Source organism: Ferrimonas balearica DSM 9799 (assembly GCF_000148645.1).
GTDB lineage: Bacteria > Pseudomonadota > Gammaproteobacteria > Enterobacterales > Shewanellaceae > Ferrimonas > Ferrimonas balearica.
Window position 1 is genome coordinate 2,539,751 of sequence record NC_014541.1, and the last position, 14,008, is coordinate 2,553,758.

Consider the following 14,008-nt stretch of genomic DNA (forward strand, 5'->3'; position numbering starts at 1 on the left):
CCCAATCGAAGCAATCTCATCGCCAGTCGTCAGGAGCCATGGGAAAATTGGTATGCCAATAAGCAGTTACGCCTCGTTCCGGCAATGTCTGGAGCAGGACAGGCTCCACTCCAAACGCTCCGCAGGTGCGGCGAAGTACTTTTTCGATGCCATTTGGCAATTCACCGTACTGCTGCGCCTGTGCGAATGGATGCACAACCGCAAACACCGCGTGGGCTACCTGCTGTGCTGCCCGTTGTTCCGCTGGCGCTCCCGCACTCTGGGTTTCACCATCCCCATCAATACCTGTGGTCCCGGCTTATACGTGCCCCACTACGGCACCATCGTTATCAATACCCGGGCCCGCATCGGACGTAACTGCACCATCCACACCGATGTGTGCATCGGGCGACACCCGGACAGTAAAGAGCGGGTGCCAACCTTGGGTGACAACATCTACATCGGCCCCGGTGCCAAGATCTACGACGCCATCACCGTGGCCAATGGCGCCACTATTGGGGCCAACGCGGTGGTGAACCGGTCATTCAATGAGGAAAATTGCGTGTTGGCCGGGGTGCCCGCCAAAATGCTGACAAAAAAAGCCGGCGCTTCTCAGCCCCGGCCCCTTCATCTCGCGTCGTTCTCTAAATCACCGGACCCCTAAGCCCCGAGCGCCTGGGCATGGAAGCGCAGGTGGTCATCAATAAAGGTGGCAATAAAGTAGTAGCTGTGGTCATACCCCGGGTGCATACGCAGGGTCAGTGGGTGATCCACCGCGTCACAGGCCGCGCGGAACGCTTCGGGCATCAGTTGCGATTCGAGGAAGGGATCCTTGCTGCCCTGGTCAATCAGGATGGGGAGGCGCTCCTCTGCGCTGGCCACCAGCAGCGTGGCATCGTACTGCTGCCAGTCGGCGGGGTCCGGCCCCAGGTAAGCGCTGAACGCTTTGCGTCCCCAGGGGGCTTCTGTGGGGTGGCAGATCGGCGAAAACGCGGACACTGACGCGTATACTCCAGGGTTACGCAGGGCCGCCACCAACGCACCATGCCCCCCCATCGAGTGACCGCAGATGCTCTTATCCGCCCGCACCGGCAGGTTCATCTCCACCAGCGTTGGCAGCTCATCGGTGACGTATTCGTACATCCGGTAATGATCGGCCCAGGGCGGCTCGGTGGCATCCACATAGAATCCCGCCCCGGAGCCCAAGTCGTCCTCATCATGCTCACCGGGCAACGCCAGTCCCCGGGGGCTGGTGTCGGGACAGACAATGGCCAACCCCAGTTGGGCGGCCAGCCGGAAGGCCCCCGCCTTCTGACAGAAGTTCTCGTCGGTGCAGGTCAGGCCCGACAACCAATACAACACCGGCACCCGGGCCGCCATCACCTGAGGCGGCAGGAATACCGCAAACACCATGTCGGTAGCGGTGGCCTCACTGTGGTGGCGATAACGGCGCAACCAGCCGTCGAACACTTCGGTTTGCGATAACAGTTCCATGGGGGTTCCTCGTGCTGGCGTCCGTCGACGCAGTATAGGCGGGGATGCGGTCAGGCGTCAGGGCGCGAGCCGCCGCCGGGCCTCGCCTTCGACCAGGATGCACTCATCCATATAGCCCAACCGCACATCCAGTCGGGTCTCTACGGTCATATTGACCAGAAACTCGGTGCCAGCCCGTGACACCATGGCCCGCTCCAGCGCCACTTGAGTGGACGGCGGCTCGCCCGCAGGCAACAGATAGATCCAGTATCGCTGGCAACTCGTGCCCGACGCAGCGCCTAAACTTTCACTGTCCACTCGCTGCAGGGGGCCCGAATAACTGTGTGCGGCAAAGCTGGCTGGCCCGCCGCTCTGGCAACCTGCCAACAGCCCTGTGACCAGCAATAGTCCGATTCTCTTTTTCATGGAACTGACCGATAATGAGGAACAATTTCCCCAGATTACCAAGCCTTAACAGCATCGCAAATGATCGGGAGCCGCCATGTCTGCCAATACCAACCTTGAACGGATCTGGAACACCCTGGAGCGGGTGCCGGCGGGCAAGGTGGTGAGCTACGGCCAACTGGCCGATCTGGCGGGCCTGCCCGGTCGGGCGCGACTGGCGGCAAGGGCACTGCGACTGGCGCCGCCACAGCGGCAACTGCCCTGGCACCGGGTGATCGGTGCCAGCGGCAAGATCAGCATCGCCAAAGACAGCCCCGGCTACCGGGAGCAGATGGCGCGGCTGCGCAGTGAAGGGGTGGAAGTGAACAATGGCCGGATTGCGCTGTCACTGTATCAGTGGCAACCGGATCTGGCCGAGTTGCTGTGGCAACTGGACTACTGATAGGAACCGCCATTGATGAAGCCGCTGCTGCTGGCCCTGCTACTGACCCTGCCCATGCTGGGCCAGGCCGATCCCTTTACCCCCTTCCGCGCTGACTATGAGGTGTTTCATGGCAGCAGTTCCCTGGGGGGCGGCTACTACCACCTGGAGCAGCTGAGCGACAACCGCTACCGCATGGGCTACCAGAGTGACGTCTCCTTCCTGCTGCTGTCGGATGTGCGCACCGAAACCTCGGTGTTTGAACGGCAGGATAACGATGTGCTGAAACCCCTCAACTACCGCATGGACCGCAAGGGCAGCGGCCCGGACTTCGGTGCCAGCATCCAGTTTGAGGGCAGTGAGATCGTGGCGAAATACAAAAAGCGCCAGAAAACTTTCCCGATGCGTTCACCGGTGTTCGACAACCTGCTGTACCAGCAGCAGCTGCGCCTCGACGTGGCGGCGGGCAAAACCGATATGCACTACCCGCTGATCCAGAAAACCAGCGAGCGCAACCATTACTATCGGGTGATCGGCGAAGAGGAGGTCACCATCCCCGATGGTACCGCCACCGCCATCCGGGTGGAGCGCATCCGTGAAGCCGGTGATCCCAAGCGCACCGTTATCTGGTTCCTGCCCCAGATGAACTACGTCGTGGCGCGCCTGGCCCACTTTGAAGATGGCGACCTGAAAGCCGACATGCGGCTGCAGAAGGTGGAGTTCTACTGATTCTCCCCGGCCCGGGGCCTCAGCCCTGGGCCACCACTTTCCCCTCCCGGAACAGACACCAGCTTCCCGCTTCCATCTTGTGCCAGGCTTCGTTGCTGGTCAGCGGCCGGGTAGCGATCACCGTCACCACATCCTTCGGCGTGGTCTCCTGCTGAAAATCGATCACCATTTCGGTATCAATCAGCCGCGCTTCGCCAAACGGCGCCTGCCGGGTGATCCAGTGCAGATTGTTGCCGCACAGCGCCAGCAGATAGACCCCGTCTGAGATCAGCATATTGAACACCCCCAGCTGCTGCAGCTTCCGGCCCTCCCGGGCCAGAAAGCGAAACGCCTGCTTACGGTCTTTCGGCGGCTTGGGGTAGCGCGCCGCCAGCTTATCCATCAGGGTGCAGAACGCCAGTTCACTGTCGGTATTGCCCACCGGCAGAAAGCGCTCCGGCTGCAGCACCGTTTTGTAATCGCTGAGTTGGCCATTGTGGGCAAAGCACCAATTACGCCCCCACAGTTCACGGCCAAAGGGGTGGGTGTTCTCCAGGCAGACGCGCCCGCGGTTGGCCTGGCGAATATGGCTGACCACAGTTTTCGATTTGATTGGGTAGGACTTGAGCAGGCTGGCCACCTCGGAGTGACAGCTTGGATCGCTGTCTTTAAAGGTGCGATTGCCGGGGCCATCGTAAAACGTAATGCCCCAGCCATCCCGGTGTGGGCCGGTCTTGCCGCCGCGCTCCACCAGGCCGGTAAAACTGAACACGATATCGGTTGGCACATTGGCGCTCATCGCCAGAAGTTCACACATGAAAGTTCACGTCCTTTAAGTCCCTGTCATGCGGCGCAAAGCCGCCTGTGGCTAGGATAGCTGGAAAGGGTGATCTGTCCCAGTCCCCTTGCGTATCAAGCTCCCTAGCAAAAAATCAAACGATTGTTTACTTTTTCCGTGACACTGGTCGGATCTGTGTCATACACTGTGATCACTCGCACAGTGCCTGGCGCACCGAGACACAAGGAGAATGACTGTGACTACCCTACTTTGGAGCCTCGCTGCCATCGTGATTTTGGGAGCGGCCCTATACCAACGGGCCTCCCTGCTCGTGTTTACCGCCCTCGCTGCCGTCCTGCTCGGGATCGGCCACTTCCTCGGCCTGGTTGGCCCCATCACCTGGACGCTGTTTGCCATCGTCTTTGTGCCGCTCAACCTCGCCCCGGTGCGTCGCGCACTGCTGACTGCTCCGATCCTCAAGGTGTTCAAAGGCATCATGCCGGAGATGTCGCAAACCGAAAAAGACGCTATCGAAGCCGGTACCGTTTGGTGGGATGCGGACCTGTTCTCCGGTAAGCCCAACTGGAACACCCTGCACAACTACCCCACCCCGACCCTGAGCCCTGAGGAGCAAGCCTTCCTCGACGGCCCGGTGGAAGAGGTGATGAAGATGGTCAATGAGTTCGACATCACCCACTACGATGCCGACCTGCCGCAAGAGGTGTGGCAGTACCTGAAGGACAACAAGTTCTTCGCCATGATCATCAAGAAGCAGTACGGCGGTCTGGAGTTTACTCCGTACGCCCAGTCCCGCGTGTTGCAAAAGCTGGCCGGTCACTCCACCGTACTGGCTTCCACCGTCGGTGTGCCCAACTCTCTGGGCCCGGGTGAACTGCTGCAGCACTACGGTACTGAAGCCCAGAAAGACCACTACCTGCCGCGCCTGGCAGTGGGTAAAGAGGTGCCCTGTTTCGCCCTGACCAGCCCGGAAGCCGGTTCTGACGCCGGTGCCATCCCGGACTTCGGTATCGTCTGCAAAGGCGAGTGGGAAGGCAAAGAGGTGCTGGGCATGCGCCTGACCTGGAACAAGCGCTACATCACCCTGGCCCCGGTGGCCACCGTGCTGGGTCTGGCCTTCAAACTGCGTGACCCCGATGGCCTGCTGGGCGATCAGGAAGAGATCGGCATCACCTGTGCCCTGATCCCCACCGACATGGATGGTGTGGAGATCGGTCGCCGCCACTTCCCGCTGAACAACATGTTCCAGAACGGCCCGACCCGCGGTAAAGACGTGTTCGTTCCGCTCGACTTCATCATCGGTGGTCCGAAGATGGCTGGCCAGGGCTGGCGCATGCTGGTGGAGTGTCTCTCCGTTGGCCGTGGCATCACCCTGCCCTCCAACTCCGCCGGTGGCATCAAAACCGTGGCTGCGGCCACCGGTGCCTACGCCCGCGTCCGTCGTCAGTTCAAACTGCCCATCGGTAAGATGGAAGGTATTGAGGAACCGATGGCCCGCATTGGCGGTAACGCCTACCTGATGGACGGCGTCACCGCGCTGACCACCACCGGTCTGAACCTGGGTGAGAAGCCCTCGGTGATCTCCGCCATCGTGAAGATGCACCTGACTGACCGCATGCAGAAGTGCCTGATCGACGCCATGGACATCCACGGTGGTAAAGGGGTGTGCCTGGGTCCGGACAACTACCTGGGCCGTGGCTACCAGGGTGCCCCCATCGCCATCACCGTAGAGGGTGCCAACATCCTGACCCGCACCATGATCATCTACGGCCAGGGTGCCATCCGCTGCCACCCCTTCGTGCTCAAAGAGATGACCGCGGCCTTCGACAAGGATAAGCGCAAAGCCCTGAACGACTTTGACGCTGCGGTATGGGGCCACGTTGGCTTTGTCTTCAGCAACCTGGTGCGCAGCATCTGGTACGGCCTGACCGGTGCCCGTTTCTCCTCCAGCCCGTTCAGCGACCAGACCAAGCGCTACTACCAGCAGATGAACCGCTTCAGTGCCAACCTGGCCCTGCTGTCCGACCTGTCCATGGGCATGCTCGGTGGCAGCCTGAAGCGTAAAGAGCGCATCTCCGCCCGACTGGGTGACCTGCTGAGCCAGCTCTACCTCTCCTCGGCCGCCCTGAAGCGTTACCACGACGAAGGCCGTCAGGTGGACGATCTGCCGCTGCTGCAGTGGGGCGTGGAAGACAGCCTGCATAAGCTGCAAACCAGCCTGGATGAGCTGCTCGATAACTTCCCGGCCTTCGGTGGTCTGCTGAAGTTCCTGCTGTTCCCCTTCGGCAAGCCGATGAAGCGTCCGTCTGACGTGCTGGACCACAAAGTGGCCCGTATCCTTCAGACCCCGTCTGCCACCCGCAGCCGCCTGATTGACGGCCAGTGGCTGGAGCCGCACGACAGCAACGCCGTGGGCAAACTGGAGCAGACTCTGGCACGCATTCTGGCGGTAGAGCCGCTGTACGACAAAGTGTGCAAAGCCGCTGGTAAGAAGCTGCCCTTTATGTTCCTGGACCGCATCGCCGAACAGGGTCTGGAGTTGGGCGTGCTGAGCGAAGAGGAAGCGGAGCAGATGCGCGTGGCCGAACAGGGCCGTCTCAACGCCATCAACGTCAACGACTTCGACCCGGAAGAGCTCAAGGCACAACGTCCCGCCGCCAAGCCGAGCGCGGACCAGGCCGCCTAAGCCTTAACCGCAATCGAAAAGCCGGTCTCCGACCGGCTTTTTTTTGACCTGCCTCACAGTTGCCACGGCTGACGTTCGAGAATGGCGTCACAGCCTCGCCACATTTGGGGAACAGGATCCCGTTCCCGTGCACAGTAAAATACAGGGGCGCGAAATTGTGTCACCTTGTGCCATGCGCCTGGATATTGCCACGGGAGTCTCTACGGATGAACAAGCACGAAACGCTGATGCGACAAGCGTTTGGACCCAAAGCCGCCAACTTCACCCTGGCCGAGCAGATCGTTTCTGTCAGCCAGATTGCCCACAAAGTGGTGCAACTTTCCGACCATCTGGGCCCCTGCGCCCGCCCCGGTGATGAGCCGGAACTGTTACAGCTATGGCAACAAGGTCGTTACCTGATTCGCCTGCTGCGACAAAGCCGTCAGATTCAGATGGCCTGCACCGCGGTACCGGAGTTGCGTATCGCCATTGAACGCTTTGAGCAGGTTGAGCTGACCGTGCCCGCCGAATATCTGGCCCAGTTCCACGCGCCCCCCTACCTGACCGAAGCTCAGGCCAGATTGGCTGCGCTGACCGAATAGACACAAAAAAGCCCCGGCATCTGCCCGGGGCTTTTTCTGTTTGCGACACCGCAGGGGTTAGCGAACCACCTGCTGGTCCGCCTCTTCCAGCGTGACTTCGCCCTTGTTCAGGCGGCGCAGCAGATTGACGTTGGCCGCTACCGCCCGATGACGATTGAGGTAGATCGCATGGAGTATCGCCAAAGTCGGCCCAGAGGCCAGCCGGTCGCCCCGAATCAACTTGCGGATCGCGTCCGGCGTCAGGCCCGTTAGCTCGGCCAGTTGTCGATTGTCATAACCAAAGTGATCTTTGATCACCTGTATGATCAGCGTTGCGTCGTTCTTCATGCCAATCCTAAAATCTCAGCTTCAGTCTCGAATACTATCGAGCACGAAAGGCAAATTAAAGACAGGGTCGCGTTGCAACAGCGCCCCGCTCTCTTACTGAGCCCACCCTACAGGGATTGGACGTAGGACTTGATGGCCCCCAATCGGACCACGGCCGCCCCGACCATATCGAGAAAACCCAGTGCCGGGTGAGGCTTATTGGCGCTGATCCAGGCGGAGCCGGTCGTCCCCAGAGGCATCACAACGCCCTCCGGCACGTCAAACTCCAGAATCACGGTGCGACCCACCGGCGCAGCGCCTCTTTGGATGAATCCCCCGACACTCTGGTCAAAGGGAAACGGACTGCCCTGCGACTCGCCGGTTGCCATCGTGATGCTGTGCACTCTGGCGCGGAAGATCTGGCCAGGATAGGCATCGACGTAAAACTCCGCGAACTGGCCCGGCTCAATGTACTGGTAGGACTGATCAGCAATCCGCATCTCAACGAACTTCCGGCTGGTGTCGTAGACGTGAAGCGCCCCCACCCGGGACCCTTCTCCCACAAGGACATGGGTCACCAGGCCATCGTGCGTTGCGGTAATCACATTGCGGGACAGCGTCGCCGCTTCACGCTCCATCTGGGCAACCCGCTCGGCCAGGTGCAACTCAGCCAACTCCACCGCTTCCTGCGCCGAACGCAGGTCATCCAGTGACGCGAACTTGCCCAGGTCATGCTTATCCTGCAGGCGTCGTTCAGCCTGAGCCAGCTTGACCCGCTCCTGCTCCACCCGCGCTTCCGCCCGGGCCAGACGGGCCACCTGCTCATCATCCCGCAGTCGGTAAAGCTTTTGACCGGCTTTGACGCGCTCGTTGTGGTCCACATAGATCTCAACAATCTCCTGGCCGATGGGCGGAGACATCACCGTATGGGGGGCGCGAACCTGGGTTGAGTGGGTCAGGTCCGCCGGGGAATAGAGCCGGTGGGCGAAGAACAGCGCCGCAAACAGCAACGTGCCGCCCAGGGTCGCAATAAAGTAGTTTCTGGGGCGCTTCGCAACCAGGCCAAAACGGAACAGCAACCAGCAGATCAGCACGTAGGGAATCAATAACTCTTTCATGCTTTTTCTCCCATAAACCAGGCGCGAAGCGCTTCCCAATCCACCACCATCAGCAGCGCTGCCAATACCCAAAGCGGCTTGAACCACAACCCAAAGATACAGAGCCAGAACACAAAGCGACCCTGTGACCGCTCCTTAGCGAGCTTTTTGGGGAGGCTGTGCAGCTTCCAGAACTGGGCCGCAAGGAACACAAACAATGCCAACGTGACCAGCAGCAGCACCCACATAAACCAGGGGCTGTCCAACAACGGCATGATGGCGGGAACCTGATTCCACTCCATCTCTGTCGTATGTATCTTCATAACTCTCCTCTTTGGGTTTGCGCGCCGTCTGGTGCACCGTCTCGGGCGGTTCCCTGCCCCCTCTCAATCGATGTGGTGAATTGTTACCCACGATGATGTATCGAATCAAACGGCAAATGTAACCATCTGCGATACACTGTATCGACTTAGAATATTTATCTGGAAAAAAGCGAGACGGGGTATGGTTGGCTGAAAGCCCGTGTGGGTTGACACCCCTGTCCGGTGCCAACACCAAAGAGAAGCAGGGCGGGCACCGGCCGGCGCCCGCCCTGCAGTACGATGGAGCGCGACGGGTTAAGGCTGTTTCCGCGCCAGCACAAACAGGAAGTTGGGCTCGGTGGTCAGTCGCAGGTAGGTATCAGGGCTGCGCATCCGCAGCCGTTCGGTGGGCGTCCCCTCCTCCAGCGCCAGAATCGCAAACCCGTTGTCGGTGATGGCCGCAATCTGTTCGCTCAGAGAACGTCGATAAAAGGTGACCTCTACCGGCACGCCAACCGTTTCCCACTGCTCCGTGATCGCCTCCCGGACGTAATAGTTGCCCGACGCCGACAGGGCCGCGTCCGCCACCGGACTGTGGGTCGAAACCAGCAAACGTCCACCGGGTTTCAGCACCCGGGCACATTCGGCGAAAAAGGGAGACTGATCCGCCAGGTAGTGGACCATCAGCGAGCTCAGCACCAGATCGTATTGGCCCTCAGACTCACCGGGCAGGCCCTGCGCCAGATCCTGCTGATAGCAGCAAACCCGCGGGTCCCCGGCAAAACGCTGACGCACCAGCTCCACCATCGGCCCGGAGCCATCCACCGCCGTTACCTGAGCACCGCGTGCCCGCAACGCATCAACGTACTCGCCCGAGCCGCACCCCAGGTCCAGCACCCGATGCCCGGCCAGTTCCGGCATCGCTCTGTCCAGCATCGCCAGCGTGGTGGGACGCTCAAACTCGGCGTTGTAATCGTTGTCCTTCACCGCCTCGGCATAGGCCTTGGCGTATCGGGTGTACATCTCGTTCATCATTGCTGCCTGTGCTGTTTCGTTCACGCCCCGGACAACCGGGGAGATTGGGCCAAATCATGGCCGCCCCGGCGCAAAAAGCAAAAGCCCGGCTTTGCGGGCCGGGCTCTCTGTTATGGGGTCTGTGGTGTCGCCATATACGTGGCGGTGCCCTCAATACTCCACCCGCACCACCACCCGACGGTTCAGGTCCCGCCCGCGGGTTGTGCGGTTGTTGGCAATGTGGCGCTGTTCACCGTGCGCGGTGGCGATGATCCGCTCCTCGGAGATGCCGGACTGCACCAAGTAGCTGCGCAAGGTGTTGGCCTGCTGTTCGGTGATGGCCTGGTTGGTGGCCTTGGAGCGGTGATTGTCGGTGTAGGTGTCGGTCAGCACCAGCTCTACCGCCGGGTCGAGCTGAAGGTACTGGATGATCTGGTCCACCCGGCGCTTTGACTCGCGGGTCAGCTCGCCATCCTTCTGCTGGTAGTGCAGCACAGAGAAAGCGATGTCCTCATAGCCAAACGGCAACAGGCTATCCAGGCAGTTGACGAAATCCCGGTAGGTGGGGGCGAAGTTGGCGGAGGAGAGGCCCACGGCCACCTGATCCGGGCTGTACCAGTCCTGATAGAAGAAGGTGGGTTGCATCCCCTGCTCCAGCTCCGTCAGCATCAGCCAGGCTTCCTGCTTGGGCAATTCACCGTTGAAGTGGCGGTAGTAGGTCAGCGCACCGATATCACGGGGGGGCACGCCGGGACGCCAGGCCGGGGCGATGGAGCGCACCCAGGCTTCGGTGGTGACGTCAGGCTTACGGCGCATCTCCAGAGTGAAGTGCAGATTGAGCTGTTTGCTGGCCCGGCTGACAAACACCGCCTTACCATAGCGGGGGATCTCGTGGCTGAGCACGCACTGCAGCGGCGAGGATTGCTCCATCTGCCACAGTGAGCCTTCAATCGGCGCCACGTAGTTGCGGATACCCGCTTGTGCGGCTGTACTCATCAGCAGCACCAGTAAGCCCGTCCAGCGTATCATTGCCAACCCCCAATCTTCGTCATGCTCCCTGTATCGGCGCTCAACGGGCAAGCTTTAGCTCATAGAACAGGCAGTCGCGCTCTCCCTGGCATTTCAATCACCAGATCGGTTTGCGATAATGTGCGGCCCTGCGAACAACCTGACGATGCTATGACCAACCAAAACGACGCCAACCTGCTCAGCAACCGCTTCCGAGGCTACTACCCGGTGGTGATTGACGTTGAAACCGCCGGTTTCAACGCGCAGACCGACGCCCTCCTCGAGATCGCGGCGGTCACGCTGAAGATGGATGAGCAGGGTTGGTTGCAGCCGGACCAGACCATCCACTTCCACGTTGCCCCCTTTGAAGGCGCCAACCTGGAACCGGCAGCGCTGGAGTTTAATGGCATCACCGACCCCTTCAGCGCCCTGCGTGGTGCGGTGTCTGAGCGCGAAGCCTTAAGCGAAATCTTCAAACTGGTTCGCAAGGGCCAGAAAGCCGCGGGCTGTAACCGCTCCATCATCGTGGCCCACAACGCCACCTTCGATCAGAGCTTCGTCAACGCCGCGTCCGAGCGTACCAAGATGAAGCGGGTGCCCTTCCACCCGTTCGGCACCTTTGATACCGCTGCCCTGTCCGGCCTGGCACTGGGCCAGACCGTACTGGCCAAAGCCTGTCGTGCCGCCGGCATTCCGTTCGACAACAAAGAAGCGCACTCCGCCCTGTACGACACCCAGCGTACCGCCGAGCTGTTCTGCTACATCGTCAACCGCTGGAAAGCTCTGGGCGGCTGGCCCATGGTGCCCGGCGAAGAGGCCGGCAAACTGACCAACTCCTGATACGCAGAAAAAGGCGGCCCGATGGCCGCCTTTTTTATGGCTGAATTCCGGGCACAAAAAAGGCGACCTTGCGGTCGCCTTTTTGGCTCACTGTGGCTTACAGGCCTTCAGCGTGCTCGGACAGGAAGCGGGCTACGCCGTCCGGAGAAGCGTCCATACCCTGCTTACCTTTTTCCCACTGAGCCGGGCACACTTCGCCGTGCTCTTCGTGGAACTGCAGAGCGTCAACCATACGCAGCATCTCGTCGATGTTACGGCCCAGCGGCAGGTCGTTCACGATCTGGTGGCGAACCAGGCCTTCCTTGTCAATCAGGAAGGAGGCACGGAAGGCCACACCGGCTTCCGGGTGCTCTACATCGTAGGCCTGGCAGATTTCGTGCTTAACGTCAGCCACCAGCGGGTAGCGAACCTGGCCGATACCGCCGTTCTCTACAGAGGTGTTACGCCATGCGTTGTGGGAGAACTGGGAGTCGATGGATACGCCGATAACTTCAACGCCACGCTTCTGGAACTCTTCGATGCGGTGGTCAAAAGCGATCAGCTCAGACGGGCATACGAAGGTGAAGTCCAGCGGGTAGAAGAAAACCACTGCAGGCTTGCCCTTGATAGCAGAGTGCAGGTTGAAGGAATCAACGATTTCGCCGTTGCCCAGCACAGCTGCAGCAGTAAAATCCGGGGCTTGACGACCTACGAGTACGCTCATTTTCCATCTCCAAAGGTATTGGTTTAGTTTCCGTCGGTTAGCGATGCCGCTCACCGTTGGAATGCATAATACGTTCGGCCCTTCCTCGAAACAACACCTACCCTGTTCTACTTTTTCGATTGGGCTGAGAGAAAAACCGAATGTCGATTTTGTGTTACCCGGCTAACACTTTTGCCTGCCGGAGGAAAAAAACGCAGTCCAATCTGCCATCCATATAGACAGCGCTATGGTGATCCCTTACAAATGGGAGCCTTGCGACGCCCATTCCGATAAGAAAAACGATTGAGACACCCCTTTCTATGAATGCAGTCATTATTGCCGTAGCACTGATGCTGGCCCTGAGCCTTGCCCGCGTTAATGTCGTGATCGCCCTGATCACCAGTGCACTCGTCGCTGGTTTGACCGCCGGCATGGACATCAGCAGCACCATCAAAGCCTTTAATGAAGGGCTTGGCGGTGGTGCCGAAGTGGCCTTGGCTTACGCCCTTCTCGGCGCCTTTGCCGTGGCCCTGGCCCACACCGGCATCACCGATCTCCTGTCCCGCTCCATCATCCGTCGACTCGGCGGTAAGCCGGATCCCAGCACCGTCCGCAAAGTGCGCATCCTGATGCTGATGGCGATCCTGGCGATGGCGGTGATGTCCCAGAACCTGGTGCCGGTGCACATCGCCTTTGTGCCGATTCTGATCCCGCCGCTGCTGCACGTTATGAGCAGCCTGCGCATGGACCGTCGCCTGGTGGCCTGTGTCATCACCTTTGGTCTGGTGACCACCTATATGGCCCTGCCGGTGGGCTTTGGCCTGATCTTCCAGGAAGGGTTGCTGCTGCAGAACCTGCTGAGTAATGGCCTGCAGGCTCAGGTAGACAGCGGCGCCGTCGGCCCGCTGGTGGTGGGCGATGTGGCGTCCGCCATGGTGATCCCGGCCATCGGCATGCTGATCGGTCTGGCCATCGCGGTATTCATTACCTACCGCAAACCGCGGGATTACAGTGAAAGCCAGATCCTGGCCACTGAGCCCGAACACACCGAACTGAACCCCCGCCGCATCCAGGTGGCGTTGCTGGCCATCGTTGCCGCACTGGGCGTTCAGCTGTGGACCGGCTCCATGATCTTCGGTGCCCTGATCGGTTTTGTGATTCTGAGCGTGGCGGGGATCGACAAAGAGGAGATCACCGCTCAGGATGCCTTTACCCGTGGCGTCCACATGATGGCCAACATCGGCTTTATCATGATCGCCGCCAAAGGCTTTGCCGAAGTGGTAAAAGCCACTGGTGAGGTGCCGATGCTGGTGGAGTCGGTACGAGACATCATTGGTGACAACAAAGCGTTGGCCGCCTTTATGATGCTGTTTGTCGGCCTGGTGATCACCATGGGAATCGGTTCCTCCTTCTCCACCATCCCGATCATCGCCACCATCTATGTCCCACTGGGCCTGAGCTTTGGCTTTTCGGTACCGGCGATCATCGCGCTGGTGGGCACCGCTGCCGCGCTGGGGGATGCCGGCTCTCCGGCCTCTGACTCCACGTTGGGCCCGACCTCCGGTCTGAACGCCGACGGTCAGCACGACCACATCCGCGATACGGTGATCCCCACTTTTGTCCACTTCAACCTGCCGCTGCTGGCCGCAGGCTGGCTGGCGGCCATGGTGCTGTAAACCGGCCCTAAGTGAACACAACGCCCCGCAGTGC

16 protein-coding genes are annotated in these 14,008 nt (G+C 60.3%); 7 read left to right on the plus strand and 9 right to left on the minus strand.

The window, feature by feature from the left end; translation table 11 throughout:
- Positions 1-52: 52 nt before the first annotated feature.
- Positions 53-643, plus strand: a complete 591-nt coding sequence (locus FBAL_RS11520; protein WP_013345774.1) for a serine O-acetyltransferase — start codon at positions 53-55, stop codon at positions 641-643.
- Here FBAL_RS11520 and fghA read toward each other — a convergent pair.
- Together fghA and FBAL_RS20450 are read right to left on the minus strand one after the other, a co-directional pair.
- Positions 640-1,473: an S-formylglutathione hydrolase gene (gene fghA, locus FBAL_RS11525; RefSeq protein ID WP_013345775.1), complete on the minus strand. Its 834-nt coding sequence runs from the start codon at positions 1,471-1,473 to the stop codon at positions 640-642. The genes FBAL_RS11520 and fghA overlap by 4 nt on opposite strands.
- Positions 1,474-1,530: 57 nt before the next feature.
- Positions 1,531-1,707: a hypothetical protein gene (locus FBAL_RS20450; protein WP_171814265.1), complete on the minus strand. Its 177-nt coding sequence runs from the start codon at positions 1,705-1,707 to the stop codon at positions 1,531-1,533.
- 247 nt (positions 1,708-1,954) lie between these two features.
- Between FBAL_RS20450 and FBAL_RS11530 the strand changes: the two genes are divergently transcribed.
- Both FBAL_RS11530 and FBAL_RS11535 read left to right on the plus strand, forming a co-directional pair.
- A complete protein-coding gene (locus FBAL_RS11530; protein WP_013345777.1) occupies positions 1,955-2,299 on the plus strand; it encodes an MGMT family protein in 345 nt (114 codons plus the stop codon).
- Positions 2,300-2,314: 15 nt separating this feature from the next.
- Entirely contained in the window at positions 2,315-3,007 is a 693-nt protein-coding gene (locus tag FBAL_RS11535; protein ID WP_013345778.1) for a DUF3108 domain-containing protein, read from the plus strand.
- A gap of 19 nt (positions 3,008-3,026) precedes the next feature.
- On the opposite strand, the gene FBAL_RS11540 is transcribed toward FBAL_RS11535, so the two are convergent.
- Entirely contained in the window at positions 3,027-3,803 is a 777-nt protein-coding gene (locus tag FBAL_RS11540; protein ID WP_013345779.1) for a class II glutamine amidotransferase, read from the minus strand.
- A 217-nt stretch (positions 3,804-4,020) separates the two neighbouring features.
- Here FBAL_RS11540 and fadE point away from each other — a divergent pair, with 217 nt between their 5' ends.
- Together fadE and FBAL_RS11550 are read left to right on the plus strand one after the other, a co-directional pair.
- A complete protein-coding gene (gene fadE, locus FBAL_RS11545; RefSeq protein WP_013345780.1) occupies positions 4,021-6,468 on the plus strand; it encodes an acyl-CoA dehydrogenase FadE in 2,448 nt (815 codons plus the stop codon).
- Between the two features lie 206 nt (positions 6,469-6,674).
- The gene (locus FBAL_RS11550; RefSeq protein ID WP_013345781.1) at positions 6,675-7,049 is read left to right on the plus strand and encodes a hypothetical protein; all 375 of its coding nucleotides are present in this window, start codon (positions 6,675-6,677) and stop codon (positions 7,047-7,049) included.
- Between the two features lie 57 nt (positions 7,050-7,106).
- On the opposite strand, the gene FBAL_RS11555 is transcribed toward FBAL_RS11550, so the two are convergent.
- The 5 genes from FBAL_RS11555 to FBAL_RS11575 all read right to left on the minus strand — a co-directional run bounded on the left by FBAL_RS11555 (position 7,107) and on the right by FBAL_RS11575 (position 10,797).
- On the minus strand, positions 7,107-7,376 hold the full coding sequence (locus FBAL_RS11555; RefSeq protein ID WP_013345782.1) for a helix-turn-helix domain-containing protein: 270 nt from the start codon (positions 7,374-7,376) through the stop codon (positions 7,107-7,109).
- 107 nt (positions 7,377-7,483) lie between these two features.
- On the minus strand, positions 7,484-8,473 hold the full coding sequence (locus tag FBAL_RS11560; protein ID WP_013345783.1) for an efflux RND transporter periplasmic adaptor subunit: 990 nt from the start codon (positions 8,471-8,473) through the stop codon (positions 7,484-7,486).
- Positions 8,470-8,775 (minus strand): hypothetical protein, encoded by a 306-nt coding sequence (locus FBAL_RS11565; protein ID WP_013345784.1) that lies wholly within the window; start codon positions 8,773-8,775, stop codon positions 8,470-8,472. The genes FBAL_RS11560 and FBAL_RS11565 overlap by 4 nt, the downstream gene beginning before the upstream one ends.
- A gap of 294 nt (positions 8,776-9,069) precedes the next feature.
- Positions 9,070-9,777, minus strand: coding sequence for a class I SAM-dependent methyltransferase (locus FBAL_RS11570; RefSeq protein WP_216086787.1), 708 nt, complete (start codon positions 9,775-9,777; stop codon positions 9,070-9,072).
- A gap of 162 nt (positions 9,778-9,939) precedes the next feature.
- Entirely contained in the window at positions 9,940-10,797 is an 858-nt protein-coding gene (locus FBAL_RS11575; RefSeq protein ID WP_013345786.1) for a flagellar protein MotY, read from the minus strand.
- A 150-nt stretch (positions 10,798-10,947) separates the two neighbouring features.
- On the opposite strand from FBAL_RS11575, the gene rnt reads away from it, so the two are divergent.
- Positions 10,948-11,616: a ribonuclease T gene (rnt, locus tag FBAL_RS11580; protein WP_013345787.1), complete on the plus strand. Its 669-nt coding sequence runs from the start codon at positions 10,948-10,950 to the stop codon at positions 11,614-11,616.
- A gap of 97 nt (positions 11,617-11,713) precedes the next feature.
- Here rnt and FBAL_RS11585 read toward each other — a convergent pair whose 3' ends face one another.
- The gene (locus tag FBAL_RS11585; protein WP_013345788.1) at positions 11,714-12,319 is read right to left on the minus strand and encodes a peroxiredoxin; all 606 of its coding nucleotides are present in this window, start codon (positions 12,317-12,319) and stop codon (positions 11,714-11,716) included.
- A 299-nt stretch (positions 12,320-12,618) separates the two neighbouring features.
- Here FBAL_RS11585 and FBAL_RS11590 point away from each other — a divergent pair, with 299 nt between their 5' ends.
- Complete coding sequence (locus FBAL_RS11590) at positions 12,619-13,974, plus strand: Na+/H+ antiporter family protein (protein WP_013345789.1); 1,356 nt, start codon at positions 12,619-12,621, stop codon at positions 13,972-13,974.
- The last annotated feature ends 34 nt before the right edge of the window (positions 13,975-14,008 follow it).

Excerpts from the sequence above, each read along its gene's own strand:
- FBAL_RS11570 (WP_216086787.1), bottom strand. The coding sequence starts at position 9,777 with ATGTACACCCGATACGCCAAGGCCTATGCCGAGGCGGTGAAGGACAAC.
- fghA (WP_013345775.1), bottom strand. The coding sequence starts at position 1,473 with ATGGAACTGTTATCGCAAACCGAAGTGTTCGACGGCTGGTTGCGCCGT.
- FBAL_RS11530 (WP_013345777.1), top strand. The coding sequence starts at position 1,955 with ATGTCTGCCAATACCAACCTTGAACGGATCTGGAACACCCTGGAGCGG.
- FBAL_RS11575 (WP_013345786.1), bottom strand. The coding sequence starts at position 10,797 with ATGATACGCTGGACGGGCTTACTGGTGCTGCTGATGAGTACAGCCGCA.
- FBAL_RS11555 (WP_013345782.1), bottom strand. The coding sequence starts at position 7,376 with ATGAAGAACGACGCAACGCTGATCATACAGGTGATCAAAGATCACTTT.
- FBAL_RS11590 (WP_013345789.1), top strand. The coding sequence starts at position 12,619 with ATGAATGCAGTCATTATTGCCGTAGCACTGATGCTGGCCCTGAGCCTT.
- rnt (WP_013345787.1), top strand. The coding sequence starts at position 10,948 with ATGACCAACCAAAACGACGCCAACCTGCTCAGCAACCGCTTCCGAGGC.
- FBAL_RS11585 (WP_013345788.1), bottom strand. The coding sequence starts at position 12,319 with ATGAGCGTACTCGTAGGTCGTCAAGCCCCGGATTTTACTGCTGCAGCT.
- FBAL_RS11560 (WP_013345783.1), bottom strand. The coding sequence starts at position 8,473 with ATGAAAGAGTTATTGATTCCCTACGTGCTGATCTGCTGGTTGCTGTTC.
- FBAL_RS11535 (WP_013345778.1), top strand. The coding sequence starts at position 2,315 with ATGAAGCCGCTGCTGCTGGCCCTGCTACTGACCCTGCCCATGCTGGGC.
- FBAL_RS11550 (WP_013345781.1), top strand. The coding sequence starts at position 6,675 with ATGAACAAGCACGAAACGCTGATGCGACAAGCGTTTGGACCCAAAGCC.
- FBAL_RS11540 (WP_013345779.1), bottom strand. The coding sequence starts at position 3,803 with ATGTGTGAACTTCTGGCGATGAGCGCCAATGTGCCAACCGATATCGTG.
- FBAL_RS11565 (WP_013345784.1), bottom strand. The coding sequence starts at position 8,775 with ATGAAGATACATACGACAGAGATGGAGTGGAATCAGGTTCCCGCCATC.
- FBAL_RS11520 (WP_013345774.1), top strand. The coding sequence starts at position 53 with ATGCCAATAAGCAGTTACGCCTCGTTCCGGCAATGTCTGGAGCAGGAC.